Source organism: Actinophytocola sp., assembly GCF_035762905.1.
Lineage (GTDB): Bacteria > Actinomycetota > Actinomycetes > Mycobacteriales > Pseudonocardiaceae > DASYTH01.
Genome location: NZ_DASUCC010000002.1, coordinates 1 through 26595 on the forward strand (window position 1 = coordinate 1; position 26595 = coordinate 26595).

The window sequence follows — 26595 nt, forward strand, 5'->3', positions numbered from 1 at the left end:
GGACGCCCGCGGCCTCCTCGATGTAGGCGCGGCGGTCCTCGGGACGCGACTGCAGCACGGAGTCGAGCTGGCCCTGCCCGACGACGACGTGCAGCTCGCGACCGATGCCGGAGTCGCTGAGCAGCTCCTGGATGTCGAGCAGCCGGCAGGAGTCGCCGTTGATCTCGTACTCGCTCTCGCCCGACCGGAACATCCGGCGGGTGATCGAGACCTCGGTGTACTCGATCGGCAGCGCGCCGTCGGAGTTGTCGATCGTCAGTGCCACCTCGGCGCGCCCAAGCGGAGGGCGGCCCGAGGTCCCGGCGAAGATGACGTCCTCCATCTTGCCGCCGCGCAGCGACTTGGCTCCCTGCTCGCCCATCACCCAGCTCAGCGCGTCCAGCACGTTGGACTTCCCGGACCCGTTGGGCCCGACGACGCAGGTGATCCCGGGTTCGAAGCGCAACGTCGTCGCTGAGGCGAAGGACTTGAAGCCTTTCAGCGTCAGGCTCTTCAGATGCACCAGGCGTGGACCTCTCGGGCGCGGACGGACTCCAGCATCAATGAGACACTACCGGCGCACCGTCCGCTTGCCCGGGAGGCTGGCCCTCATGTCACGGGCGGTGGATCCCGATCAGCAGCTCGCTGTCCTCCGAGACGACCTCGATCTTGGAGATCATGGACAGCGCGATCGACGTGCTGCCCGGGATCTCGGCGTGCGGCAGGTCCGGTTCGTCCCCGGTCGGGATCGCCCACCAGCCGGCGGTCTCCTTGTAGCCGCTCACGCCCTTGGCCCAGACCACCAGCCGGCAGCTGGCCCCCGGCGGGACGTTGGCCATGCTGATCTGGATCTCGGTGCCCCAGTCTCTGGTGATCATCCGGGCCTCGGCGTGCACCCCGTTCTCCGGGTTGGTGCCGGCCCAGACGATGCCCTCGGCGTGCTGCACCCTGGGTGCGCTGAGCGCCTCATAGGCGATGATCCCGCCTGCGGTGAGCACGATCACCGCGGCGGCCGCGGCCACCATCAGCCAGCGGCGGGGCAGCGCGTGGCGCGGTCCGGACCGGCGCTGCGGTTGCGGCTCGGGTTCCGGCTCGGGCCGGTCGGCCGAGGGGTCCAGCATCACCGGCGTGGCCAGCGTGGCGACCGCGGCGAACTCCTCGGCACCGGGCAGCACGTCCACCGGCCGGGCCAGCTCGCCGGCGTCCTCGAAGTCGGCCAGGGTGACCTGGTTGAGCAGCCCGGGCAGGGGAGCCAGCCGGACCAGCTCCGAGCGGCATACGTCACAGCCGGACAGATGCGCCTCGAACTGGGAGCGCTCCTCCGGTTCTAGCGCGCCGAGCAGGTACACACCCAACGTCGATGCGTGCGTGCAGGTCATGGTTCGGTCACCCCCCTCTCCTCAAGCGCGTCGCGCAGCGCCCGCAGCGCATAGAACGAGCGCGACTTGACCGTGCCGGCCGGGACACCCAGCGCGGCCGCGGCCTCGGCGACGGTGCGCCTGCGGTAGAACAGCTCGGCGATGACCGCACGATGGTCCTTGGACAGCGCCCGCATCGCCTCGGCCACCTGCCACCCCTGCAGAACACGGTCGAAGTCGTCGGTGCCGCGCGCCCAGTCCCCCTCTTGGATCGGGACCTCGGCCACCCTGGCGCTCTGCCGACGGTACCCGGAGATGATCAGGTTCCGCGCGACGGTGTACAACCAGGGGCCGGCGTGCTCGGCGTCCAGGATCTCCGCGTTGCGCCAGGCGCGAAGGAGTGTCTCCTGGACCACGTCCTCGGCCCGCTGGTAGTCGCCGCCGACCGCGCGCAGCACGTAGCCGTGCAATGGCCGCCGGTAACGGCTGTACAGTTCGCGGACCAGATCGTCATCCTGCTCCGGGGTGTGCCCCACATCGCCTTATTACGCCGGCCGGGCCGTCCGGGTTCAACCGGGTATCGAACTGGTCAACGTTCCACGAACCCGGCATGGTCACCGGTAGCGGTTGACCACTGTTCCCGCACCGTATCGACCCTTCCGGGGGTGCTGCCGGACCGCAGCGCGGCCAGCAACCGGACGCAGTCGTCCCGGGGTCCCTCGGCCACCACCTCGACCCGGCCGTCGCTGAGGTTGCCGGCGTATCCGGACAGGCCGAGCGCCTGCGCGGTGCGCCGGGTCCACCACCGGAAACCCACACCCTGGACCCGGCCGTGCACCCAGACGGTCAGCCGGACCGTCTCGCCGGTTAACGTTTCGCGATCTTGCATACGTTCGGTGACATCTCCGGGGTGAAGCATTAACGGTGTGTGCTGGTGATACGTTACCGCGCTGTGATGCGTCATCCGGGTAACCGGGCCGTGGCCGTCCGTGAAGGAGCTGCATGACCGACTCACCCGACCGCCCGGACGACGCGACCGGCCGCCGGGCCCCGTACACCATCCTCGCGGTGGCCGGAATCGTCGTCTCCACCGTCTTCGCCACCGTCGCCGCCCTTGCCGGCGGGCGCGAGGAAGCCCAGTCCCCCACCCCCGTCAACAACGACGCCCCGATCACCAGCTCGTCGTCCCGGACCAGCTCGGTCCTGCCCACCACGACCGAGTCCGCGCTTCCCGCCGCCCCCGAGGCCACCACCACGCCGCCCCCCACCACGACCACGACCACCACCCGGCGCCGCCCCGCGATGACGCCGCGCACCACCACGCCGCCGAACACCACCACCCCGATTCCCCCGCCCCCACCGCCACCGCCGCCCCCACCGCCGACGACCACCACGACCACGCCGCCCCCCACGACGACCACCACGGACCCGGGCGCACCCTGATCCAGGCGTGAGTCAGGTGGGGAGTGGGCCCCGAGTCCACTCCCCACCCCTCCTCCCCCTCGTCACTTGGACGGCGGCGGCGGTGTCGTCGTCGGCGCCGAGGTGGGCACGGCGATCACGAACGGCACGTCGGTGCGCTCGACGCAGTCACCGGTCCGCGGATCGAACTCCACGCGCGGCTGCGGGAACCGGTTGGTCTCGGCGTTGCCGGCGTCGTAGCGCCCGCAGCTGGTGTGGAAGACGTAGACCGGCCGGCCGTCCTGGTCGTAGAGGTAGAACTCGGGCAGCGGTTGGCCGTTCGGCCCGAAGCCGTAGAAGTTCGACGGCATGCTCGGTGCGTAGACCTCGCCTGGCAGGTTCTCCCACCGGGGACCGGTGAGGTAGGCGATCAGCGCGGCGAGCAGGGTCAGCACCAGGCCCGCGGCGAAGAAGTTGGCCGGGGCCACCACCCAGCGGTATCGCCGGTCGGTGCGGGCCCGCTTGCCGAACATCAGCAGCACCACGAGCACGGCCCCGACCGGCACCAGGTAAACGGGGCCGCCCGCGACCCCGGCGACCAGGGTGACGCCGCCGACCACCAGCACCCGCAGTCCCCACCAGGCCGGCCGCAGTGCCCGCAGGTAGTCGACCATCGCGTCCGGGAAGACCTTGACGAGCCGCCGGCCTGCCCGCCGGCCGGCCCGCGACTCGGGCAGTTCGTCCACATCGGACGGCCGCACGGTGTCGGTGAAGACCAGCACGATGGCCACGAACAACGGCAGCGCGAGCAGCAGCAGCGAGGCGATCGACCGGCCAAGGACCGCGAAGGCGAGGCCGGCGAAGAACGCGATCAGCACCCCCAGCACCAGCGCCCACAGCGCGAACCGGGCCGTGGCCACGGCCGGTCGGCGGCTACCCGCCGGGGGGCCGGGTGCGGCCGGCGGGTAGCCGGCGGCGGCGCGCAGCTCGGCGGCGTACTGCTCGGGCGTGCCGAGCCGCTGGCTCAGCGCCTCGACCGACACCTCCTCGCCCAGTTCCGCGGCGACCTCGCTCAGGTGCGGGCCGATGTCGTCGACGATCTCCTCGACCTCGCCGGCCGGCAGATCGGCCAGGGCTGCCTTGGTCCGGGCCAGGTAGTCGGCCACGGCGGGATGGGTCTTGACGGTCATGATGCCTCCTCCGCGGGAGGGAGAACGACGTCGGTCATGCTGCGGCTCCCAACAGGCTGTCCATCGTGTCGGCGAAGGCCCGCCAGGTCTTGCCGGATTCGGCCAGCCGCTGCCGGCCGGTGTCGTTGAGGCCGTAGTACTTGCGGTGCGGCCCCTCCTCGCTCGGCACCACGTACGAGGTCAGCGCCCCGGCGTTGAACAGCCGGCGCAGCGTCCCGTACACGGAGGCGTCGCCGACCTCCTCCAGCCCGGCCTGGCGCAGCCGGCGCAGTACGTCGTAGCCGTAGCCGTCCTCGTCGCGCAGCACGGCGAGCACGGCGAGGTCGAGAACGCCCTTGAGCAGTTGACTGGTTTCCAACGTGACACCCCCTCGCTCCTACGCGAAGGACACTACCACGCATTGCGTAGTAGCGACAGGTGTCAGCTCCGGGGGCGCGGCTGGCAGCGCGGGCAGGAGAACGAGGAGCGATTCATGAACGGCTCGCGGCGGATCGGGCGACCGCACCGCGGGCACGGCAGACCCTCCTGCCCGTACGCCGCGAGCGAACGGTCGAAGTAGCCGGACTCGCCGTTGGTGTTGACGTAGAGCGCGTCGAACGAGGTCCCGCCGGCCACCAGCGCCTCGGCCATCACCTCGGTGGCCGCGGCCAGCAGCTCACGCACCTTGGCCACAGACAGCCGGTCGGTCGGCCGGGCCCAGTGCAGCCGGGCCCGCCACAACGCCTCGTCGGCGTAGATGTTGCCGATCCCGGACACCAGGTTCTGGTCCAGCAGCGCCCGCTTGACCTCGGTCCGCTTGCGCCGCATGGCGGCCACCACGGCCTCGAGATCGAACAGCGGATCCATCGGATCCCGGCCGATGTGCGCAACCGGCAGCGGCACCGTGGTCCCGTCCACCACGGTCAGCTCCTCGACGGACAGGCCGCCGAACGTCCGCTGGTCCACGAACCGCAGCTCCGGCCCGTCGTCGGCGAACCGCACGCGCACCCGCAGGTGGATCTCGGCCGGCGCACTTCCCGGCCGGATCAGCATCTGGCCGCTCATCCCGAGGTGCGCCAGCAACGCCTCGGCCGAGCTCAGCTCCGCCCACAGGTACTTGCCCCGCCGGCTTACCGCCTCCACCCGGTGCCCGACCAGCCGCCCGGCGAAGTCGACGGCTCCGGTCAGATGCCGGCGGATCGATCGCGGATGGAACACCTCGACCTCGGTGATCGTCCGCCCCAGAACGTGATCGGCCAGCCCGCGCCGGACGGTCTCGACCTCAGGTAGCTCAGGCACCCGGGCATTGTGCCCGACGGGTCAGACGTCGGACTTGATCTTCTCGGACAGCGCGCGCCAGGCCACCTCGGCGGCCTTCTGCTCGGCTTCCTTCTTGGTTCGGCCGTCCCCGGTGCCGAACTCGTCGCCGCCGACCACCACGGTCGCGGAGAACTCCTTGCGGTGGTCCGGCCCGGCCTCCTGCACCCGGTACTCGGGCACGCCCAGCCCGGCCGAGGCGGTCAGCTCCTGCAGGCTGGTCTTCCAGTCCAGGCCCGCGCCGCGCCGGGGGGCCTCGGCCAGCAACCCGTCGAACAGCCGGTGCACCAGCAGCCGCGCGGTGTCGATGCCGTGCTGGAGGTACACCGCACCGATCACCGCCTCCATGCCGTCGGCCAGGATGCTGGCCTTGTCCCGCCCGCCGGTCAGCTCCTCGCCCTTGCCGAGCAACAGGTGCGCGCCGAGCCCGCCCTCACCGAGGCCACGCGCCACCCCGGCCAGCGCGTGCATGTTCACCACGCTGGCCCGCAGCTTGGCCAACTGGCCCTCGGGCAACTCCGGATGCGTGCGGTACAGATGATCGGTGACGACCAAGCCCAGCACGGCGTCGCCGAGGAACTCCAGCCGTTCGTTCGGGGGCAGTCCGCCGTTCTCGTAGGCGTAGGACCGGTGGGTCAGGGCAAGCGTGAGGAGCTCGGCGTCAAGTTCGACGTCGAGCGCCAGCAGTAGCGATCCTGGGTCGACGGACGGGCCCCGGTTCGCCCGAACCCCCATGCGGAGAATTACCTTCGCGGGGCTCAGGCCGGAGCGGTGACCTGGCGACCGGCGTACTGGCCGCAGTTCGGACAGGCCATGTGCGGGGGCTTCGGTTTGCGACAGGCGCGGTTCGAGCACGCCACCAGTTGCGGGGCGCTGGTCTTCCACTGCGAGCGGCGCGAACGGGTGTTCGAGCGCGACATCCTTCGCTTCGGGACGGCCACGACTACTTCTCCTCCAACAACGCGTGCCGGTCAGGCACGACTACTGGTCGCGATCCTCGGAGAACCGCTCAGTCAGCGCGGCCCATCGGGGGTCAATCGTCTCATGCCGGTGATCCGGACCGAGGTCGGCCCACTTACCGCCACAGTCCGGACACAGCCCGGCACAGTCCGGCCGGCACAACGGAACATGCGGCAGCGCGAGCACGATCGCGTCCCGCACCACCGGTTCCAGGTCGACGAGATCGCCCACCAGGCGGCCGACCTCGTCCTCGTCGGTGGTCGCGTCGGTCGCGCTGTCCGGGTAGGCGTACAGCTCGGTGATCTCCACCTCGACCTGACCGTCGATCGGGTCGAGGCAGCGCGAGCACTCGCCGGCCGTGGGGGCCGTGGCCGTGCCGGACACCAGCACGCCCTCGACCACGGACTCCAGCAGCAGGTCCAGCTCGACCTCGGTGCCCGCGGGCACGGCGATCACCCCCTCGACGCCGAGGGGGTTGGTGGCCGGCGCCTTCCTGCGCACGGCCCGGCTGGTTCCCGGGCGGCGGCCGAGCTCCCGGGTGTCGAGCACCCAGGGGCTGGCCACCGCGGGCCGGGCTCCGCTGTAACGCTGTGGAGACATGGCGAACTCGATCAATGCCTTCGTGGTTTGCTTCGCCGCACGGTGATCCCGCCTACGGCCAACCCGTCAAGGGTACGGGATGTGGACCGGTTGGGTGAAATCGCGGTCAGGCGCGGTAGTCGAACGGGACCACGCCGGGCGCCGCGCCGTTCAGCGTGCCGCGCAGGTGGGTGCGGCCCTTGCCGACCGTGCGCAGGATGTGCGCCAGCAGGTCCTCGAACTCGCGCAGCTTGCCGTCGACGTACTCGTCGCACTCCTTGCGCTGCCGGGCCGCCTCCTCGGCCGCCGCGTCCAGGATTCGCGCCGACTCGGCGTGCGCGGCCTGCACCACCTCGGTCTGCGACAGCAGCCGGGCCTGCTCGATCCGGCCGTCCTCGACCGCCTGCTCGAAGGCCTCCCGGCCGGCCTGCAGCATCCGGTCGACCTCGCCCTTGGACCGCGCCACCGCGGCGTCGTACTCGGCCCGCCCGTCGGCCATCAGCCGCTCGGCATGCGCCTGCGCCTCGGCTAGCCGGCGATCGATGTCCCGGTCCGCCTCGGTGCGCACCTGCTCGGCGTCCAGCCGCGCCTTGCTGCGCACCTGCTCGGCCTGGTGATCGGCGGTGCCGACGATCTCGTCCCGCCGGTCCAGCACGTCCTGCGCGTCGTCCAGCTCGCCGGGCAGCGCGTCGCGGATCTCGTCGAGCAGATCGAGGACGTCGCCGCGGGGCACCACACAGCTCGACGTCATGGGCAGCCCCCTGGCCTCCTCCAGGATCGTCACCAGCTCGTCCAGTGCCTCGAACACGCGGTACACGTCGTCCCTCCAACCCCGATCAACCGTGACCCAGTGTGCCCGCTGCCCGGGCCGGCGCGGGGGACCTCGCCCGGCGTGGCAGCCTGGCTTTATGACCGAGGTGACCATCCGCCGGGCGCGCGCGGCGGACGTCGACGCCATCGTCGCGATGCTGGCCGACGATCCCCTTGGCGCCACCCGGGAGCGACCCGGCGACCCGCACTACGCCGAGGCGTTCGCGGCGCTGGACGCCGAGCCGCACCAGCTGCTCGCGGTCGCCGAGGCCGGCGGCGCGGTGGTGGGCACGCTGCAGCTGACGTTCATCTCCGGGCTGTCCCGGGTGGGCGCGACCAGGGCACAGATCGAGGCCGTCCGGGTGCGGTCCGACCAACGCGGCGCCGGGCTCGGCCAGCGGCTCGTCGAGTGGGCGATCGAGCGGGCCCGTGAGCGCGGCTGCGTCATGGTCCAGCTGACCAGCGACGCCACCCGCGTCGACGCGCACCGGTTCTACGAACGGCTCGGCTTCACCGCCAGCCACGTCGGCCTGAAGCTGGCGCTCTAGCCGTTCTGGCCGAGCCGCTGGACGAGGCGCTTGTGCACCGCCTCGGGCAGCAGGTGGGACACGTTGCCGCCGTAGGTGGCCACCTCCTTGACCAGCGAACTGGACAGGAAGCTGTTCGGCGGCTTGGTCGGCATGAACAGCGTCTCCACCCCGGTGAGCTGCTGGTTCATCTGGGCCATCTGCAGCTCGTAGTCGAAGTCGCTGATCGCCCGCAGGCCCTTCACGATGGCCTGGATGTCGTTCTGCTGGCAGTAGTGCACCAGCAGGCCGTGCCAGGAGTCGATCCGGACGTTGGGCAGGTGCGCACTGACCTCACGGAGCATCTCCATGCGCTCCTCGACGCTGAACAGGCCCTGCTTGTTCTTGTTGATCAGCACGGCGACGACGACCTCGTCGAACAGGCTCGAGGCTCGCTCCAGGATGTCGAGGTGGCCGTTGGTCGGCGGGTCGTACGAGCCTGGACACACCGCGCGCCTCATAGGGCCGGACCGTATCAGTCACCACCTGCGGACACCCCGCGTCGTGGTGGTGATCACCCTTCCGGTTCACCGTGGGTCGCCCAGTGCAGCTCGGTGTCCCCGTACCGGCGGACCTTCGTGGGCCGCAACGGTTCCGGCCAGTCCGGCGGGCCGGACCGGCGCGCCCGCTCCACCACGACCAGGGTGTCCGGCCCGGTCCAGCCGCCCGCGACCAGCGCGCCGAGCACGGCGGCCAGTTCCGGCCCGGCCAGGTCGTAGGGCGGATCGGCGAGCACCAGGTGGTACGGCGCGGGCGCCGGCCCGGCGAGCACCGCGCGGACCTTGCCCCGGCGCACCTCGGCACCGGGCAGGCCGACGGCGGCCACGTTGCGCTCAAGCACCGCAAGCGCCGAACGGTCGGATTCGACGAAGGTGGCCGTGGCGGCCCCCCGGGACAGCGCCTCGAAGCCGAGCGCGCCGGAGCCCGCGTACAGGTCGAGCACCCGGGCGCCGGGCAGCTCCATGGCCGCCTGCACCGCGCTGAACAGGGCTTCCCGGACCCGCTCCGACGTGGGACGGGTGCCACGCGGCGGCACGGCCAACCGCCGCCCACCGGCGGTTCCGGCCACGATCCTGGTCACGGGGTTGAGTCTGCCCACACGGCGCACCCACGGAACATCCGGTTCACGTAGGCTGTTTCATCCTGTTCGTTGGGTACCGGTGGGAGCGTGCGTGTCGCAAGCCTCTGTGCGCGAGACTGAGATCGAGGCCGAGCAGGCACACATCGATCTGGTCTACGCGCGCGTCGAGGAGATGCGGGCCGAGGCGCAGGCCATGCGGGACCGGGGCGACCGGCTCGCCCACGGCGCCCGCAACGAGGCCGTGTTCGAGCAGGCCGCGATGCTGTTCGAGCGGGACGTGATGGTCTACCACGCCAACCAGATCCTGCGCAGCCTCGACGCCGAGCACGAGGGCCTGGTGTTCGGGCGGCTGGACGACACCTCCGGCGAGGCCATGCACGTCGGCCGGCTCGGGGTGCGCGATGCGAACTTCGACAACCTGGTCACCGACTGGCGGGCGCCTGCCGCGGCGGCGTTCTACCAGGCCACCGCCGAGCGCCCGATGGATGTGATCCGCCGCCGGGTGATCCGGTCCACCGGTCAGTCGGTCGTGGACATCGACGACGACCTGCTGATGCCCGAGCACCGGCCGGACGGGATGGCCGTCGTCGGCGAGGGCGCGCTGATGGCCAGCCTGGCCCGGGCGCGCGGCGAGACCATGCGCGACATCGTCGCCACGATCCAGAAGGAGCAGGACGAGGTGATCCGGGCGCCGTGGCGGGGCGTCACCGAGATCACCGGCGGGCCGGGTACCGGCAAGACCGCCGTCGCCCTGCACCGGGTCGCCTACCTGCTGTACCGGGACCGCCGCCGGATGGGCGGCGCCGGCGTGCTGGTGGTCGGCCCGTCCGCCGCGTTCACCTCCTACATCTCCCGGGTGCTGCCGTCCATGGGCGAGGACAGCGTCGAGCTGCGCGCGGTCGGCGACCTGCTCGACGGCGTCGAGGCGACCCGGCTCGACCCGGCTCCGGTGGCCGCGGTGAAGGGTTCCCTGCGCATGCGCCGGGTGCTCAAGCAGGCCATGCGCGATGCGCCCCCGGACGCTCCGACCGAGCTGCGCATCGTCTACCGCGGCGAGGTGCTCAAGCTGACCGCCCGGGAGCTGACCAAGGTCCGCCGCTCGGTGCACAGCGCCGGCCGCGCCCCCAACGAGTCCCGGGTGGATGCCGCCGAGGCGCTGCTGGAAGCGTTGTGGCGCAAGGCAGAGTCCTACCGGGACGACGCCGGCTCCTCCGATCCGGCCGCGGCCAACTCCCGCCGGATCGACCTGATCACCGAGCTGGGCGAGCGCATCGACTTCCACCGCTTCGTGGTGGTCTGGTGGCGCATCCTCGAGCCCGCCGAGGTGCTCGCCTGGCTGGGCGACCGCCGCCGGCTGGCCCGCGCCGCCGGCAACTCGTTCACCGCCGACGAGCTCACCGCCCTGGCCGCGTCCTGGGCCGATCCCACGCTGCCGCCCACCGTGGCCGACGCCGCGCTGCTCGACGAGCTCCGCCTCCTGCTCGGCCGGCCACCCAAACGCCGCAGGCGCCGCCCGCATCTGGACGTCCGGCCAAGCACGTCCAGCTACCGCCGCCCCGACCACTACGACGAGTACTCGCACATCGTCGTGGACGAGGCCCAGGACCTCTCGCCCATGCAGTGGCGGATGATCGGCCGCCGCGGCCGCTGGGCCAGCTGGACCGTCGTCGGCGATCCGGTACAAAGCTCGTGGCCCGACCCCGCCGAAGCCGAACGGGCCCGGATCGGCGCGCTCGGCCCGCGCACCACCCGCCGCCGGTTCACCCTGCGCACGAACTACCGCAACTCGGCCGAGATCTTCCGGCTGGCCGCGTCGGTCGTCGCCCGGGTCGCCACCCCGGACCAGCTCCCGCACGCTGTTCGCACCACGGGCATCGACCCGATCGTCCACGTGGTCCCGCCGGCCGAGCTGACCGATGCGACGGTCGCCGCCGCGAAGCAACTATTGTCCGAAGTGGACGGTGTGGTCGGCATCATCACCTCCGCTGCCCGGGTGTCCGAGGTGCGGAACGCGGTCGCCACCCTCGAGCCGGGCCGGCTGCGTGTGGTCGACGGCCTGGAGGCCAAGGGCCTGGAGTACGACGGGGTCGCGGTTGTGGAGCCGGCCGAGTTGGAAGCGGAGTCGACGACTGGTCCGCGCACGCTCTACGTTGCGCTGACTCGGGCGACGCAGCGGCTTACAGTGGTGACGGCGGATCCGAAGTGGCCTCGGTGACGTCGGGTTTCCGCTGGGGTGCGGGGCGTCGGGGTGGGGTCCGGGGCGGGCCGGGAGGCTAAGGCACCGCGTCTCCTTGTCAAGGGCGCCTTCGGCGTCGCTGCGCGATCGCTTCGCGACCCTTGACAAGGAGCCTCGCGCGGTGCCTTGGGCTACCACGGGGCAGGGCGAAGCCCTGCCTGATCAACCCCGCCCCGCCCCGGACCCATGGACACCAGGTTCCCCGGTACCAGTGAGTCCCGAGTTTGGCGCCCGACACCGAGTTCCCAACCCCGCCACTCCGAGCCGCCGATCCCAGCGACCGAACCCTCAACCCCAACAGCCGAGTTACCGACCTCAGCTCAGGCAGCCGAGTTGCCAGCCCCAGCACCCGAGTTCCCGTCCCCAGCAACCGAACCGCCGACCTCAACACCCGAGCCGCCGACCCGAGCAACCGAAACCCCAACCCGCACAGCCGAGTTACCGACCCCTGTTCGCACAGCTGAGTTGCTCCCACCACTCCGAGTTCCCGGCTCCAGCAACTGAACTCTTGGTTGCAGCAGGCGAGTTGCCGTGCCCAGCAGCCGAATCCCGGTTCGGGCCGACCGCACCGGGCGGCCCTGCCAAGGCGACGTTCCCTGTCCGGTGCACGGTTGTGGGCAGGCCCGCGCCCCGCGCCCGTGCACGAACCGGTCTGTCCACAGCCGTGCTGCGGAACGCCGGGCCCAGCCCTGCCAAGGCGTCCACCCCGAGCGTTCCGATGTAGCCGGGAACTCCTGCCAACCAGCAAAGGTTCCCTGCGCCGCAACTCGAAAACCACGCGAATGGCACATTCATCCGTCGAACACCTGATCGAGTGAACATTCTCGAAACCACGGCAACGAGCCGATAGAATGGCGGCATGAGCGCAGTCCAGGAATACACGGCCCTGCGGGGTTCGGAGCTTCCGGCTGCGCTGGTTTCGCGGATGATTCAGATTCGTAAGCTCCACGCGGAGATGTTGGACATCATCCATGAAATGGGGAGCCGGCAGATCGAAGAGGCCGCTGAATACCCGAGTCGAGCCAAATACCTGTCGGATCTACTCCGCATCACCACTCGTAGGGCCACTGGGCTCATTGCGCAGGCCGAGCAGGTTGCCGAGACCGTGACACCCACCGGGTACGTCGCGCCGGCCGTGTTGCCGTTGGTGCGCGACGCCCTCCACGAAGGCGCGATCGACGCTGAGCACGTCGAAGTGATCGCGGAAACCATCAAGGCGATTCCGGGCTGGGCGGGGACAGAGAACAAACAAATCGTCGAGTCGGCACTGATCGAGACTGCCCGTATCTCCGACCCTCGCGTGGTCAAGCGGTACGGACGAATCCTCCTGGCGCGCATCGACCAGGACGGGGCGGACCCGTACCAGGAAGACAACCTCGCCGAACCAGCCAACGAGCTGCACATCCAGACCCAGCCCAACGGGTGGGTCAAGTTCCGGGGCACCATCGACCCCGAGGCCGGCGAAGTCTTCATCGGGTTGATCGGCGAGCTGAGCCTGCCCCAGTCACCAACCGAAGGAGTCCCGGATCCGCGCTCGGTGGAACGGCGGCGGGGCGACGGCTTTGTGCAGCTATTCCACAGCGCCGCCCAGATCGACCGGAAAACCGCCGGTGGAAACAAGCCGCACCTGCACCTGTTCCTCGACCTCAACACCCTGCTGGAAGGCATCGGCACCGCCACCATGGACGGTGGAGCCTTCCTCCCGGCCAGTGCGGCCCGGCGGCTTGCCTGTGACGCCGGGGTCATCCCGGTCGTGCTCAACGGCGACAGTGTCCCCCTGGACCTCGGCCAGGAGCACCGGTTGGTCAAACCCAGTCAACGCAATGCGTTGATCGCCCGGGATCGGGGCTGCGCATTTCCCGGATGTCACCTGCCGGCGCGCTGGACGGACGCGCATCACATCAAACTGTGGTCGGAGGGCGGATTGACCGACCTCCATAATCTGGTCCTGCTCTGCCGACGTCACCACCGCCTGGTGCACCATTCAGAATGGTCCGTTCGAATGGTGAAGGGGCTACCTTACTTCACACCTCCGAAATGGCTCGACCCGCAGCGCAAACTCCTGCGCAACGTGCTTCGACAATAACCCCGGACAGCTTCAGCTGAGCACTACCAGCAGGTCGCCACCCTCGACCTGCTGCACGGAGCCGATCGCAAGGCGCTCCACCTTGCCCGACGTCGGGGCGGTGATGGCGGCCTCCATCTTCATTGCCTCGATGGTGGCGACGGTGGCGCCGGCCTTCACGTCGGCGCCTTCTTCGACCGCCAGGGTCACCACGCCGGCGAAGGGGGCGGCGATGTGGTTGGGGTTGCTGCGATCTGCCTTTTCGGCGACGGGGAGGTCAGATGCTACTGAGCGGTCGCGGACCTGGATGGTGCGGAGTTGGCCGTTGAGGTTGGCCATGACGTTGCGGATGCCGCGTTCGTCTGCTTCGCCGATGGCTTCGAGTTCGATGAGGAGGGTGACGCCCTTGTCCAGGGCTACCGTGTACTCCTTGCGGGGTTCGACGCCGTAGAAGAAGTCCTTGCTGGCCAGGACGCTGGTGTCGGCGAACTGGGCGCGGTGGGCGAGGAAATCCTTGGTGGGGCCGGGAAAGAGCAGTCTGTTGAGGGTGGCGCGGCGGTCGGAGGACAGGCCGGCGCGATCCGAATCGGTGAGGGGGGTCATGCCGCGGGGGGCGGGGCGGTCGGCGAGGGCCTTGCGGCGGAAGGGTTCGGGCCAGCCGCCGGGAGGATCGCCGAGTTCGCCGTGGAGGAAGCCGATGACGGAGTCGGGGACGTCGAAGCGGCCGGGGTCGGCTTCGAAGTCCTTGGGGTTGACGCCGGCGCCGACGAGGTGCAGGGCGAGGTCGCCGACCACTTTGGACGACGGGGTGACCTTGACCAGGCGGCCGAGCATGCGGTCCGCCGCCGCGTACATCGCCTCGATCTCCTCGAAACGATCGCCGAGGCCGAGAGCGATGGCCTGGGTGCGCAGGTTGGACAACTGTCCACCCGGGATCTCGTGGTGGTAGACGCGGCCGGTGGGTGCCGGCAGACCCGCCTCGAACGGGGCGTAGACCTTGCGGACGATCTCCCAGTACGGCTCCAGGTCGGAGACCGCGGTCAGCGACAGGCCGGTGGCGCGGTCGGTGTGGTCGGTGGCGGCGACGATGGCGGACAGCGACGGCTGCGAAGTGGTGCCGGACATCGAGGCCACCGCGCCGTCCACGGCGTCCACTCCGGACTGGATGGCGGCCAGGTAGGTGGCGAGTTGGCCGCCGGCCGTGTCGTGGGTGTGCAAATGGACCGGAAGGTCGAACTCGCGGCGCAACGCGGTGACCAGTTGGGCGGCGGCGGGCGGACGGAGCAGTCCGGCCATGTCCTTGATGGCCAGCACGTGCGCGCCGGCCCGGACGATCTGCTCGGCGAGCTTGAGGTAGTAGTCCAGGGTGTACAGGGTCTCGGCGGGGTTGGCCAGGTCGGCGGTGTAGCACAGGGCGACCTCGGCGATGGCGGTGCCGGTCTCCCGCACGGCGTCGATCGCCGGACGCATCTGCTCGACGTCGTTGAGGGCGTCGAAGATCCGGAAGATGTCGATTCCGGTCGCGGTGGCCTCGTGCACGAACGCCTCGGTCACCTCGGTGGGGTACGGCGTGTAGCCGACGGTGTTCCGGCCGCGCAGCAGCATCTGCAGGCAGATGTTGGGCACCGCGGCGCGCAGGGCGGCCAGCCGCTCCCACGGGTCCTCGGCCAGAAACCGCAGCGCCACGTCGTAGGTGGCGCCGCCCCAGCACTCCAGGGACAGCAGGCCGGGCAGGGTCTGCGCCACGTGCGGCGCGACGGTCACCAGGTCCCGGGTGCGCACCCGGGTGGCCAGCAGCGACTGGTGCGCGTCCCGGAACGTCGTGTCGGTGACGCCGACCGCGGTGGCCTCGCGCAGTTCTCGGGCGAACCCCTCCGGGCCCAGGGACAGCAACCGCTGCCGGGAGCCGGACGGCGGCGTGGCGGTCAGGTCGATCTCGGGCAGCTTGTCCCGCGGGTCGAGCACCTTCGGCCGGGGGCCGTGCGGCTTGTTCACGGTCACATCGACCAGGTAGGTCAGCAGCCGGGTGCCGCGGTCGGCGGAGGTCCGCGCGGTGAGCAGGTGCGGGCGCTGCTCGATGAACGCCGTGGTGACCCGGCCGGCCTGGAAGTCCGCGTCGTCGAGCACCGCCTGCAGGAACGGAATGTTCGTGGAGACGCCGCGGATCCGGAACTCGGCCACGGCCCGGCGGGCGCGCATGACCGCCGACCGGAAATCCCGACCCCGGCAGGTCAGCTTCACCAGCATCGAGTCGAAGTGCGCGCTGATCTGGGTACCCGACCCGGCCGACCCGCCGTCCAACCGGATGCCGGCGCCACCCGGCGAGCGGTAGGCGCTGATGATCCCGGTGTCCGGCCGGAACCCGTTGGCCGGGTCCTCGGTGGTGATCCGGCACTGCAACGCCGCCCCACGCAGCCGCATGTCCTCCTGGCGCAGCCCCAGATCGGCCAGCGTCTCCCCGCTCGCGATGCGCAGCTGGGACTGCACCAGGTCGACGTCGGTGACCTCCTCGGTGACCGTGTGCTCGACCTGGATCCTCGGGTTCATCTCGATGAACACGTGCCGGCCCGTACGGTCCAGCAGGAACTCGACGGTCCCGGCGTTGCGGTAGCCGATGTGCCGGGCGAACGCGACCGCGTCGGCGCAGATCCGCTCGCGCAGCGCGGGGTCCAAATTGGGCGCCGGCGCGATCTCGATCACCTTCTGGTGCCGGCGCTGCACCGAGCAGTCCCGCTCGAACAGATGGATCACGTTGCCCGAGGCGTCGGCCAGGATCTGCACCTCGATGTGCCGCGGCTCCACAACGGCCTGCTCGAGGAACACGGTCGGGTCGCCGAACGCCGACTCGGCCTCGCGCATCGCCGCCTCGGTCGACTCCCGCAGCGCGTCCGCCGACGCCACCCGCCGCATGCCCCGGCCGCCACCGCCGGCGACCGCCTTGACGAACAGCGGGAACCCGATCTCCTCGGCCGCCGAGAGCAGCGTGTCCAGGTCGGCCGAGGGCGCCGAGGAGGACAGCACCGGCAACCCCGCCTCGCGGGCCGCGGCCACCGCGCGCGCCTTGTTGCCGGTCAGCTCCAGCACGTCGGCGCTCGGTCCGACGAAGGTGATCCCGGCCTGCTCGCACGCCCTGGCCAGTTCGGGGTTCTCGGACAGGAACCCGTAGCCGGGGTAGATCGCGTCGGCCTCCGCCCGGCGGGCCGCGGCCACGATCTCCTCGACCGACAGGTAGGCCCGGACCGGATGGCCGGCCTCGCCGATCAGATAGGCCTCGTCGGCCTTCATCCGGTGCGCCGAAGCCCGGTCCTCGTAGGGGAACACCGCCACCGTGCCGGCGCCCAGCTCGTAGCCGGCCCGGAACGCCCGGATGGCGATCTCCCCGCGGTTCGCGACGAGCACCTTGCGGAACATGCCGGCTTACCTCCTGCCGGGTCGGGACTGCCGATCCAGCACGCTACCGTGGTCGCCTTCAGACCTGGGAAATTGGGGACCGCGGTGGACTCGACCAACGGAACCGGAGGCGCGCTGGCGCCGCGGGAGTTGTTGCTCGCCGACGATCTGTTCCTGGCCGCACACGACGACGTGTCCGGCAAACCCCGGCTGCCCGCGCGGGCGGCCGGTCTCGGGCTGGCCGCCGCGCTGCTCGGCGAGCTGGTCATGTTCCGCCGGATCACGCTGCGTCGCGGCGACGTGGTGGTGCTGGAGAAGGGGCCGGTCCCCGATGCCCTCGCGCACCTGGTGTTCGAGGAGGTGCGCCGGGAGCCGGAGCCGGCCCCGGTCTGGGACTGGTTGACCTACCTGGCCGAGGACGCCTACCAGCGGGTGGCCGAGCGCATGGTGCGGCAGGGCCTGCTCGCCCCCCAGACCAAACGGCTACGCCGGGCGGGCGGCTACCAGCCGGTGGACCTGAACGCGGCCGCCTGGCCGCTGGTCCGCCTGGCCCAGAAGCTCGCCCGGGAGGAACCGGTCGTGCTGCCGGACATCGTGCTGGCCGGCCTGGTCCGGGCCACCGGCCTCAACCCCTACCTGCGCGCCGCGGCGCTCGCCGACGTCACCACCTACCAGCAGCGGCTGGTCGCCCAGCTGCCCACCCCGTTACGGGTGTTGGTGGCCGAGGCCGAGGGTGCCGTCGGCGAGGCCGTGCTGCGGCGCCGCAGGTAGCCCGGTCAGGGACCGGTGTAGAGCAGCCGGTTGGCCGTGTTGGGCCGCACGTTGCAGAGGACTCCCATCGTGGAGCGGGTGATCAGGGTGCTGGCCACCTGCGCGGGGGTGGCCGCCGGACGGGTGGACAGGATCAGCGCGGCGCCGCCGACCACGTGCGGGGTGGAGAACGACGTCCCGCTGATCGTGTTCGTCGCCGTGTCGGAGGTCGCCCAGGTGCTGGTGATGCGCTCACCCGGCGCGTACAGATCGATCAGTGGGCCGAAGTTGGACGGTGGGAACACGCAGTCGTCCATCCTGGTGGCCGCGGTGGTGATCGCCTCGCGGACCCGGGCCGGGGAGAAGTTGCCGGCGTCGCTGGCCGATGAGCCGGCCGCCACGACGAACGTCACCCCGGACGCGATGGCGTTGCGCACCGCGGTGTCCAGCGCCGCGTTGGCCGCACCGCCGAGGCTCATGTTCGCCACGGCTGGTTTGCGGGCGTTGGCCGCGACCCAGTTGACCCCGGCGATGACGTCGGCCATGGTGCCCGACCCGGCGTTGTTCAGCACCCGCACCGGGGTGATGGTGATCTCCTTGGCCACCCCGAACCGGCTGCCGCCGATGATCCCGGCGATGAACGTGCCGTGCCCGTTGCCGTCGTCGGGGTTGCCGTCGTCGTCGACGAGGTCGATCCCGCCGCGCACCCGGCCGCCGAAGTCGGCGTGCGTGGCGCGCACGCCGGTGTCGATCACGTAGGCGGTGACGTTGGGGGCGGTGTTGGCGAACCGGTAGAGCGCATCCAGCGGAAGGCGACGCTGGTCGATCCGGTCCAGGCCCCAGGACGGCGGGTTGGGCTGCTCGCCGAGCGCCCGCACCGGGGTGTCCGCCACCACGTAGGCGACCCCGGGGTCGGCGGCCAACCGGGCCGCCTCACTGCGCGTGAGCCTTGCGGAGAAGCCGTCGAAGGCTCCGTCGTAGGTGTGCTCGACCCGGCCGGTGAAGCGGTTGGCGAGGGTGGCCGGCCCACCGGCGCGCAGCGCGACGATGTAGCCGGAGGTGGACTCGATCGGTGCCGCCTGCGCGGCGGGCACAGCGACCGCGGCGAGTCCCACCGTCAGGAGTCCCGTCGCCAACCGCCTGCCTAAGCCTGCCCGAATATTCATATATATGTCGATAATCCCCCATTCCGGTCACGGCAAGGTTCACCAGTTGCCACACGGGCGGTAGGGCTAACCCCACCCGCGGTTCGGGGGAACACACCCGTGTGCCGGCGACCCCGCCCTCGGCACGATCAATATCGACGAATTCGGCTGGGTGGGAAGGAATGCCAAGGTGCCCAAGGAAAGCACGCAACCGGTGACCGTGCGGGTCGCCCGGTGGAGCGCCACGCATCCGTGGCGGGCGATCGGATTATGGATGGTGTTCGTCGCGGTGTGCTTTGCCGCCGGCACCATGGCCGGTACGAATACGGCGACCGACGAGGACGAATGGCTGGGTGAGTCCGGGCGGGCTGCCGCGATCGTCAAGGACGGGCATTTCGACGATCCCGTCGTGGAAAACGTGATGATCACCGCCCGGTCCGGCCGGCTCGATCCGGCCGTGGCCGAAGCCGCCGGGCGGGACGTGGCCGAGCGGATGCAGGCCCGGTCCGAGGTCGCGGAGGTCGGCGCGGCGGTCCCGGCCGAGGACGGCTCGGCGCTGCTGATCCCGGTGACGATGAGCGGGAGCCCGGACACCGCGGGCGACCGGATCGAGGCGCTGCTGGGCGCCACCGACGAGGCCCAGCGCGCCCATCCGGACCTCAAGATCGCCCAGGTCGGCCCGGAGTCGATCGGGCACGGCATCAACGAGCGGGTCGGCGAGGACCTGGGCCGGGCCGAACTGATGAGCCTGCCGGTCACCCTGCTGATCATGCTGATCGCGTTCGGCGCGATCGTCGCCGCGGGGGTTCCGGTGCTGCTGGCCATCTCGGCCGTGGCCGCGGCGATGGGGCTGACCGCGCTGGCTTCGCACCTGGTTCCGGCCGTGGAGACGGTGAACAGCGTCATCCTGCTGATGGGCATGGCGGTCGGCGTGGACTATTCACTGTTCTATCTGAAGCGCGAACGCGAGGAACGCGAGCGGCTGGGCGGCAATCCGAGGAGCCACGTGGCGGCGGTGGAGATCGCCGCGGCCACCGCCGGGCGCGCCGTGGTGGTCTCCGGCCTCGCGGTGATCGTCTCGATGGCCGGGCTGTACCTGGCCAACGACGCCGTGTTCGCCTCGCTGGGCACCGGGTCGATCATCGTGGTCGCGGTGGCCATCCTCGGTTCGCTGACCGTGCTGCCGGCGCTGCTGGCCAAGCTGGGCCGCCGGGTGGACCGGCCGCGGGTCCCGCTGCTGTGGCGGATCAGCAACCGGCAGGGCCCGCCGCGGGTGTGGCCGGCGCTGCTTCGCCCGGCGCTGAAGTACCCGGCGGTGACCCTGGTCGTCTCGGCCGGCGCGATGGTGGCCCTGGCCCTGCCGGCACTGGACATGTCGCTGCGCTCGGCCGGACCGGAGACGCTGCCCAAGTCGATCCCGGTGGTGGCCGCCTGGGACGACCTCACCAAGGCGTTCCCCAGCGAGGGCACCAGCCATCAGGTCGCCGTGCGGGCGCCGGCCGAGCGCGCCGGCGAGGTCCGAACCGCACTGACCGAGCTGCTCGACCGAACCAGGGGCGACACGCTGTTCGCCACCGACGCAAGGGCGCAGATCCGGACCTCGGACGACGGCCGGGTGAGCATGGTGGGGATCCCGACCCCGTACGCGGAGAGCGCGCCGGAGGCGGAGCGGTCGATGGCGGTGCTGCGCGACGAGTTGGTGCCGGCCACGGTCGGCCGGGTTCCGGGAGCGGACTACGCGGTTGGCGGAGATGTCGCGCGGAACGTTGATTACCAACAGAATCAGTCGGACACATTGCCGTGGGTGGTCGGTTTCGTCCTTGTGCTGACATTTGTGGTGATGGCGTTGACATTCCGTTCCCTGGCGATCGCGCTGACCGCGTTGGTCCTCAACGCGTTGTCCGCGGCGGCGGCGTTCGGGGTGCTGACCCTGGTCTTCCAGCACACCTGGGCGGAGGGCCTGCTCGGCTTCCACTCCACCGGCGCGATCATCGCCTGGATCCCACTGTTCGTGTTCGTGGTGCTGGTTGGACTGTCCATGGACTACCACGTGTTCGTGGTCAGCCGGATCCGCGAGGCGGCCCTGCGCGGCATGTCCACCAGGGACGCGGTGGCGTACGGGGTCACCCGCACGGCAGGGGTGGTGACCAGCGCGGCAGTGGTGATGATGTCGGTGTTCGCGGTGTTCGCGTTCCTGTCCATGGTCGAGATGAAGGAGATGGGCGTCGGACTGGCCACCGCCGTCTTCCTGGACGCCATGATCATCCGGGTGCTGGTGCTGCCGTCGATCATGACCCTGCTCGGCCGGGCGAACTGGTGGCCCGCCCGGATGCCGGGACGTGTCGAGTCCGGAACGGAGCTCCAAGGTGAATTAGTGGCTCCAGGTCTTCACACAGCCGGATGACATACTAAAGTGAGCGAACATGTCTGCTGGTGACTCTGACGCGACACCACGTTTGCCCCATTTCGATACCGTTATCCGCGGCTATAACCAACGTCAGGTGAACGAGCGGGTCACCCGCTTGACCTACGACCTCCGGCACGCCACCAAGAGCCGCGAGGAAGCCGTGTCCAAGGTGGCCGAGCTGACCAAGGCGCTCGGCAGCGTTCAGCAGCAGCTCATGGAGTCTCGGGCCAGACTCGCTCGGATCAGCGCCAGCCCGAACAGCACGGAGGGCATGACCGAGCGGGTCCGGCTGATGATGCAGCTCGCCGAGGAGGAGATCGCCGAGTTCAAGGCGAAGGCGGACGAGTACAGCCGGACCGCCCGGGCGGAGGCGGACCAGTACAGCCACTCCACCCGGGCCAAGGCCGACAGCCACGCCTCGGCGACCCGCAGCGACGCCGACCAGTACGCCACCGCGACCCGCACGGCCGCCGACGACCACGCCTCCAAGACCCGGGCCGAGGCCGACGGCTACGTGGTGTCGGTCAAGGGCGCGGCCGACGAGTACTCGCTGGACGTGCGGGCCGAGGCGCAGGCCTACGCCCGGCAGCTCAAGGACAAGCACGACGGGCTGCTGGCCGAGGCGGAGACGCTGCGGGACCGGCTCGAGGGCGAGTACGCCGATCAGGTCGCGGCGCTGCAGATCGAGACCGAGCAGCTGCGCGCGGCGCTGCGGGCCGAGCACGAGGCGATGATGGCCGAGGGCCGGGCCGAGGTTGAGCGGATGCAGCAGGCCGCAGCGGAGCGGATCGCGGCGCTGGACGCCGAGGCGGTCGTACGCCGCGAGCAACAGGACGCGGCGGCGGCCGACCGCCGGGCCGCGCAGGAGCTGGAGCTGGAGACGGCGCTGGCCACCCGGCGCGGCGAGCTGGAGGCCGAGCTGGAGACCCGCACCGTCGCCGCCAAGGAGCGGGCCGGGCAGATCGAGAGCGACGCGCGGGCAAGGGCGGCGGCGATCGAGGAGGCCATCGAGGCGCGGCGCGGCACCCTGGACCGGGAGCTGGCCGAGCGCGAGGCGACCGCGGCGCAGCAGGCGACCCGGATCCTGGCGGAGGCCAAGGAGCGCAGCGAGGCCAGCGACAAGGCGCTGGCGGACCGGCGGGCCAAGGTCGAGGCCGAGCTGGTCGCGCAGCAGGCCGTGGCCAAGGAACTGGCCGACGAGACGATCGCCGACGCCGAGCGGCGCAGCGCCGCCGCCGAGGCGGCCATCGCCGACAAGCGGGCCACCGTCGAGGCGGTGCTGGCCAAGCAGGAGGCCGCCGCCCGCGAGCAGGCGGACATGCTGCTGCAGGACGCCCGGCAGCGCACCGAGGCCAGCGACAAGGCCATCGCCGAGAAGCGCGGCCGGATCGAGCGGGAGCTGGCCGAGGAGCAGGCCAACGCGAAGATCCGGGCGGCGAAGGTCCTCGAGGACGCCGAGCAGCGCCTGGCCGAGGCCAATGCCCGGATCCGCAAGGCCGACGAGTACGAGCGGCAGGTCAACGAGCAGGTGAACACCACGTTCGGTCTGCTCGAGGACGCCCGCCAGCACTTCGCCGCCCAGCTCAAGCCGCCCGCCGAGCTGAAGTCGCCCGTCGCCCCGGCCACCCCCGCGCCCCCGCCGCCGATGGAGACAAAGGCCCCCACCAACGGCAAGTAGCCCTTACTCGGACTCGGCCGCAGAGCGCCGCATCAGCTCGACGAACGGGCGTTGCGGGTCCTTGACCATCGTGTAGATGGTGCCCACGACGTGGCACGGCCAGGGCCCGCCGCAGGTCCGGCAGGTGCCGGTCGGAGTGGTGCGGTGCAGGCCGAGCATTCCGCGGATCATCGCCGACAGCTCGACCAGCAGCATGCTGCCGAGTTCGATGGAGTCCTCGTCGTCTTCGAGAAGATCCTCGGCGACGTACTCGGCCTCCTCGAGGTGCCGGTAGATATCCTGCTGCAGCAGGTGATACGCATCGGCACGCACCGCGCATTCGTCCATTGTCGACACCTCCGAACGCTACGGAACCCATTTCGGCAGACGTACGCAATGCATCCATTCGAGTGCAAGTTGTGGCCAGGCCCCGAACCTCGCATCTAGGTTCATCCCCATGCCCGACCGGGAGCCCACCATCCGCAGCCGTGAACTGGGCGAAGGATTGCGCGTGGCCATGGAGAAAGCCGGCCTCACGGGGGCGGAGGTAGCGAGGCTTCTCGACTGGTCGCCGAGCTGGGTATCAAGGCTGCTGACCGGAAGACGTGGCTGTACGGAGGCGGATGTCGGCTCGTTCCTGGGAATCTGCCGCGTACGCGGGAAAGAGCGCGCCCGCCTCATGGCGTTGGTACACGAGCAGAACACTCCGGGATGGCTCCAACAGCATGGTTCTGGACTCCCCAAACAGCTGGTCACCCTCATCGATCACGAGAACAAGGCCACTGCTATCAGCTTCTTCCAGTCCGTGATCATTCCCGGAATTCTCCAGACTGGCGAATATGCCCGCGCGATAATCAGCGGCAATGTCAATGTACCCGCGTCTGAGGTCGAGGACCGCGTGGCCGCGCGACTCGCCCGCCAAAGCCTGTTCAGCCGTGAGCGGCCGGCACGCTTCGCCTTCTTCCTGCACGAACTCGTCCTACATCTGCCGGTGGGAGGCTCCCAGGTAATGTCCGACCAACTCCACCATCTGCTGCGACTGTCGGTTCGCCCATACATCACCTTGCGCGTTGTGCCAGCCGCACTCGGCGCTTATGCCTCCACCGCCGGACCATTCACCTTCATGGAGTTCGCTGACTTCAAGCCAGTGACTTACTTGGAAAGCGAGACCTCGAGCCTGTTCTTGGAGAAGATCGATGAGACTCAGGCCTATCGCAACATCCTTTCCGCCCTCGCCGAAACCGCCTTGGCCGAGGGACAATCGAGAGAGTTGATCGGCACCATCGCTACCACGCGCTACGAGGAGCACGATGATCAGTCATGAGCCGGGCCCTCTGGTCTGGCGGAAGAGCAGCTACAGCGGCAGTGGAGAAGCATGCGTTGAGGTTGGCTGGCGTACCAGCAGCTTCAGCGGCGGCAACGGTGCCTGCGTCGAGGTCTCGTCGGCCCCTGCCGCTTTGTTGGTCCGCGACTCGAAGAATCCGGATGGGCCTGTTCTGGCGTTCTCGCTGCCGTTCAGTCAGGCCTTCTCGAGGTACTCGGCCCTCTCATCGTTGACTAGGTCGGCGACCATGCGGGCGAGGCCGGGGAACTCGGTCAGTTCTGGCGCGTAGGCGATGAGTGCTTGGGCTTCTTCTCGGGCTTTGGCGATCAGCTTTTCGTCGCGGAGCAGGGAGAGGAGCTTGAGGGCTGAGCGGCGGCCGGACTGGACGGCGCCGAGGATGTCGCCTTCGCGGCGCATCTCGAGGTCGAGGCGGGCCAGTTCGAAGCCGTCCAGGGTGGAGGCTACGGCGTCGAGGCGTTCGCGGCTGGCGGTGCCGGCTGGCATGTCGGTGACCAGGAGGCAGATGCCGGGGGCGGTGCCGCGGCCGACGCGGCCGCGGAGTTGGTGGAGTTGGCTCACGCCGAAGCGTTCGGCGTCCATGATGACCATGGCGGTGGCGTTGGGGACGTCGACGCCGACTTCGACCACCGTGGTGGCGACCAGGACGTTGAGTTCGCCGGCGGCGAAGGCGCGCATGACCTTGTCTTTGTCGTCGGCGGGGAGGCGGCCGTGCAGGACGCCGACCTGGAGGCCGTTGAGGGGGCCTTCCTGGAGCATGGGGGCGACGTCCAGCACGGCGAGTGGGGGGCGGCGGTCTTCCGAACCCGAGTCCGATGTGTCTGAAGTGGACTCTTCGTCGCCTTCGCCTTCGCCGATGCGGGGGCAGACTACGTAGGCCTGGTGGCCGGCTTGTGCTTCCTCGCGGATTCGCTGCCAGGCGCGGTCCAGCCAGGCCGGCTTCTCGGAGACCGGGACGACGGTGGTGCCGATGGGTGAGCGGCCGACCGGGAGTTCGCGCAGCGCCGAGGTCTCCAGGTCGCCGTAGACGGTCATGGCCACCGTGCGGGGGATCGGGGTCGCGGTCATGACCAGCACGTGGGGGCTGACGTTCTCGCCGGCTCTTGTCCGCAGGGCGTCGCGCTGCTCGACGCCGAACCGGTGCTGCTCGTCCACCACGACCAGCCCGAGGTCGGCGAACGACACCTTGTCCTGGATCAGCGCGTGCGTGCCGACGACGATCCCGGCGGCGCCGCTGGCGGCGTCGAGCATCGCCTGTTTGCGTTGCGGCGCGGACAGGGAACCGGTCAGCAGCGCCACCCGGGTGGCCTGCTCGGCACCGCCCAACTCCCCGGCGCTGGCCAGGTCGCCGAGCATCTCCCGCAGCGACCGGGCGTGTTGTGCGGCCAGCACCTCGGTCGGCGCGAGCAGCGCCGCCTGCCGGCCGGCGTCCACCACCTGCAGCATCGCCCGCAGGGCCACGATCGTCTTGCCGCTGCCGACCTCCCCCTGCAGCAGCCGGTTCATCGGATGCTCCAGCTCGAGATCGGCCGCGACCGACTCGCCCACCTCGCGCTGCCCGGCGGTCAGCTCGAACGGCAGCCGCTCGTCGAACGCCGCCCGAATTCCCGCGTCGACCCGCGGGCACGCCGGGGCCGGGCGCGCGGTGGCCGCCCGGCGCCGCTGCGCCAGCGCGAGCTGTACGGCCAGCGCCTCGTCCCACTTCAACCGGTTGCGCGCCACGTGCACGCTCTCCCGGTCCTTGGCCAGATGGACGTTGCGGATCGCCTCGCCGTAGTCGAGCAGACCGTGCCGCGTCCGCAGTTCCTTGGGCAGCGGATCCTCGACGTCGTCCAGCAGCTCCAGCGCCTGCCGCACACACCGGGCGATCTGCCAGGACTGCAACTTCGCCGTGGCCGGATAGACCGGGATCATGCCGAGGAACGCGTCGATCTCCAGATCGTCACCGTCCCCGCCGATCAGGTGGTAGTCCGGGTTCGTCAACTGCAGCTTGTTCTTGTAGACCGACACCTTCCCGGCGAACAACGCGCTCGACCCCGGCTGCAACTTGTGTTTCTGGAACCGCTGGTTGAAGAACGTGCAGTCCATCGTCCGGTGCCCATCGGTGATGACCACCTCGAAGATCCACCCGTTGCGGGACCGCATCCGCCGCTCGTTGGCCGACTTCACCCGGGCCAGAACGGTCGCGTGTTCCCCGATCTCGAGCCCCGCGATGTCGGTCAGCTCGCCGCGCTCGTCATACCGCCGGGGATAGTGGTGCAGCAGGTCCCGCACGGTGTACAGGTCGAACGAGGCGGCCAGCGCCTTCGCCGACTTCGCGCCCACCACCGGCTCGAGCCGGTCATCCAGTGCAGCCATCGCCCGCGATTATGTCGCGCCGGCC

Annotated in this window: 26 protein-coding genes; 9 read left to right on the plus strand and 17 right to left on the minus strand. The window is 70.4% G+C overall.

Going from position 1 to position 26595, the window contains the following annotated elements:
- The 4 genes from VFV67_RS00025 to VFV67_RS00040 all read right to left on the minus strand — a co-directional run.
- Positions 1–502, minus strand: a 502-nt coding sequence (locus tag VFV67_RS00025) for an AAA family ATPase (protein WP_326466238.1), incomplete at its 3' end; no start/stop codon positions are given.
- Positions 503–593: 91 nt separating this feature from the next.
- On the minus strand, positions 594–1358 hold the full coding sequence (locus tag VFV67_RS00030; protein WP_326466239.1) for a zf-HC2 domain-containing protein: 765 nt from the start codon (positions 1356–1358) through the stop codon (positions 594–596).
- Entirely contained in the window at positions 1355–1873 is a 519-nt protein-coding gene (locus tag VFV67_RS00035; RefSeq protein ID WP_326466240.1) for a sigma-70 family RNA polymerase sigma factor, read from the minus strand. The genes VFV67_RS00030 and VFV67_RS00035 overlap by 4 nt, the downstream gene beginning before the upstream one ends.
- A gap of 53 nt (positions 1874–1926) precedes the next feature.
- Positions 1927–2226, minus strand: coding sequence for an acylphosphatase (locus tag VFV67_RS00040; protein ID WP_326466241.1), 300 nt, complete (start codon positions 2224–2226; stop codon positions 1927–1929).
- A 113-nt stretch (positions 2227–2339) separates the two neighbouring features.
- Here VFV67_RS00040 and VFV67_RS00045 point away from each other — a divergent pair, with 113 nt between their 5' ends.
- Positions 2340–2780: a hypothetical protein gene (locus VFV67_RS00045; protein ID WP_326466242.1), complete on the plus strand. Its 441-nt coding sequence runs from the start codon at positions 2340–2342 to the stop codon at positions 2778–2780.
- Between the two features lie 62 nt (positions 2781–2842).
- Here the strand turns inward: VFV67_RS00045 and VFV67_RS00050 are convergent, their stop codons facing one another.
- The 7 genes from VFV67_RS00050 to VFV67_RS00080 all read right to left on the minus strand — a co-directional run bounded on the left by VFV67_RS00050 (position 2843) and on the right by VFV67_RS00080 (position 7580).
- A complete protein-coding gene (locus tag VFV67_RS00050) occupies positions 2843–3928 on the minus strand; it encodes an HAAS signaling domain-containing protein (RefSeq protein ID WP_326466243.1) in 1086 nt (361 codons plus the stop codon).
- Positions 3929–3962: 34 nt separating this feature from the next.
- Positions 3963–4286, minus strand: a complete 324-nt coding sequence (locus tag VFV67_RS00055; RefSeq protein ID WP_326466244.1) for a PadR family transcriptional regulator — start codon at positions 4284–4286, stop codon at positions 3963–3965.
- A 62-nt stretch (positions 4287–4348) separates the two neighbouring features.
- Positions 4349–5206, minus strand: coding sequence for a bifunctional DNA-formamidopyrimidine glycosylase/DNA-(apurinic or apyrimidinic site) lyase (gene mutM / locus VFV67_RS00060; protein ID WP_326466245.1), 858 nt, complete (start codon positions 5204–5206; stop codon positions 4349–4351).
- A gap of 21 nt (positions 5207–5227) precedes the next feature.
- Positions 5228–5959: a ribonuclease III gene (gene rnc, locus VFV67_RS00065; RefSeq protein WP_326466246.1), complete on the minus strand. Its 732-nt coding sequence runs from the start codon at positions 5957–5959 to the stop codon at positions 5228–5230.
- Positions 5960–5982: 23 nt separating this feature from the next.
- Positions 5983–6165 (minus strand): 50S ribosomal protein L32, encoded by a 183-nt coding sequence (rpmF, locus tag VFV67_RS00070; protein ID WP_326466247.1) that lies wholly within the window; start codon positions 6163–6165, stop codon positions 5983–5985.
- Positions 6166–6205: 40 nt separating this feature from the next.
- Positions 6206–6784, minus strand: coding sequence for a DUF177 domain-containing protein (locus tag VFV67_RS00075; protein ID WP_326466248.1), 579 nt, complete (start codon positions 6782–6784; stop codon positions 6206–6208).
- Between the two features lie 106 nt (positions 6785–6890).
- On the minus strand, positions 6891–7580 hold the full coding sequence (locus VFV67_RS00080; protein WP_326466249.1) for a DivIVA domain-containing protein: 690 nt from the start codon (positions 7578–7580) through the stop codon (positions 6891–6893).
- A 91-nt stretch (positions 7581–7671) separates the two neighbouring features.
- Here VFV67_RS00080 and VFV67_RS00085 point away from each other — a divergent pair, with 91 nt between their 5' ends.
- Positions 7672–8121, plus strand: coding sequence for a GNAT family N-acetyltransferase (locus VFV67_RS00085; protein ID WP_326466250.1), 450 nt, complete (start codon positions 7672–7674; stop codon positions 8119–8121).
- Here VFV67_RS00085 and coaD read toward each other — a convergent pair.
- Both coaD and rsmD read right to left on the minus strand, forming a co-directional pair.
- Complete coding sequence (gene coaD, locus VFV67_RS00090) at positions 8118–8600, minus strand: pantetheine-phosphate adenylyltransferase (RefSeq protein ID WP_326466251.1); 483 nt, start codon at positions 8598–8600, stop codon at positions 8118–8120. The two genes, VFV67_RS00085 and coaD, sit on opposite strands and share 4 nt — an antisense overlap.
- Before the next feature lie 53 nt (positions 8601–8653).
- Positions 8654–9220 carry a 16S rRNA (guanine(966)-N(2))-methyltransferase RsmD gene (rsmD, locus tag VFV67_RS00095; protein ID WP_326466252.1) on the minus strand — a complete coding sequence of 189 codons (567 nt, stop codon included), beginning with the start codon at positions 9218–9220 and terminating at the stop codon, positions 8654–8656.
- A gap of 91 nt (positions 9221–9311) precedes the next feature.
- Here rsmD and VFV67_RS00100 point away from each other — a divergent pair, with 91 nt between their 5' ends.
- The gene (locus VFV67_RS00100) at positions 9312–11435 is read left to right on the plus strand and encodes a HelD family protein (RefSeq protein WP_326466253.1); all 2124 of its coding nucleotides are present in this window, start codon (positions 9312–9314) and stop codon (positions 11433–11435) included.
- 880 nt (positions 11436–12315) lie between these two features.
- A complete protein-coding gene (locus VFV67_RS00105) occupies positions 12316–13542 on the plus strand; it encodes an HNH endonuclease signature motif containing protein (RefSeq protein ID WP_326466254.1) in 1227 nt (408 codons plus the stop codon).
- Positions 13543–13554: 12 nt separating this feature from the next.
- Here VFV67_RS00105 and VFV67_RS00110 read toward each other — a convergent pair whose 3' ends face one another.
- Positions 13555–16932: a pyruvate carboxylase gene (locus tag VFV67_RS00110; protein WP_326466255.1), complete on the minus strand. Its 3378-nt coding sequence runs from the start codon at positions 16930–16932 to the stop codon at positions 13555–13557.
- A gap of 72 nt (positions 16933–17004) precedes the next feature.
- On the opposite strand from VFV67_RS00110, the gene VFV67_RS00115 reads away from it, so the two are divergent.
- On the plus strand, positions 17005–17682 hold the full coding sequence (locus VFV67_RS00115; protein ID WP_326466256.1) for a GOLPH3/VPS74 family protein: 678 nt from the start codon (positions 17005–17007) through the stop codon (positions 17680–17682).
- A gap of 5 nt (positions 17683–17687) precedes the next feature.
- On the opposite strand, the gene VFV67_RS00120 is transcribed toward VFV67_RS00115, so the two are convergent.
- Positions 17688–18797: a S8 family peptidase gene (locus VFV67_RS00120; RefSeq protein ID WP_326466257.1), complete on the minus strand. Its 1110-nt coding sequence runs from the start codon at positions 18795–18797 to the stop codon at positions 17688–17690.
- 199 nt (positions 18798–18996) lie between these two features.
- Between VFV67_RS00120 and VFV67_RS00125 the strand changes: the two genes are divergently transcribed.
- Together VFV67_RS00125 and VFV67_RS00130 are read left to right on the plus strand one after the other, a co-directional pair.
- Positions 18997–21210 (plus strand): MMPL family transporter, encoded by a 2214-nt coding sequence (locus VFV67_RS00125; protein WP_326466258.1) that lies wholly within the window; start codon positions 18997–18999, stop codon positions 21208–21210.
- A gap of 97 nt (positions 21211–21307) precedes the next feature.
- Positions 21308–22891, plus strand: coding sequence for a hypothetical protein (locus tag VFV67_RS00130; RefSeq protein ID WP_326466259.1), 1584 nt, complete (start codon positions 21308–21310; stop codon positions 22889–22891).
- Between the two features lie 3 nt (positions 22892–22894).
- Here VFV67_RS00130 and VFV67_RS00135 read toward each other — a convergent pair whose 3' ends face one another.
- Positions 22895–23227, minus strand: coding sequence for a hypothetical protein (locus tag VFV67_RS00135; protein WP_326466260.1), 333 nt, complete (start codon positions 23225–23227; stop codon positions 22895–22897).
- A 100-nt stretch (positions 23228–23327) separates the two neighbouring features.
- Here VFV67_RS00135 and VFV67_RS00140 point away from each other — a divergent pair, with 100 nt between their 5' ends.
- Positions 23328–24194, plus strand: a complete 867-nt coding sequence (locus VFV67_RS00140; RefSeq protein ID WP_326466261.1) for a helix-turn-helix transcriptional regulator — start codon at positions 23328–23330, stop codon at positions 24192–24194.
- Positions 24181–24483 (plus strand): DUF397 domain-containing protein, encoded by a 303-nt coding sequence (locus VFV67_RS00145; protein ID WP_326466262.1) that lies wholly within the window; start codon positions 24181–24183, stop codon positions 24481–24483. Before VFV67_RS00140 ends, VFV67_RS00145 begins: the two co-directional genes overlap by 14 nt.
- Here VFV67_RS00145 and recG read toward each other — a convergent pair.
- Positions 24390–26570, minus strand: coding sequence for an ATP-dependent DNA helicase RecG (recG, locus tag VFV67_RS00150; RefSeq protein WP_326466263.1), 2181 nt, complete (start codon positions 26568–26570; stop codon positions 24390–24392). The two genes, VFV67_RS00145 and recG, sit on opposite strands and share 94 nt — an antisense overlap.
- Positions 26571–26595: the final 25 nt, after the last annotated feature.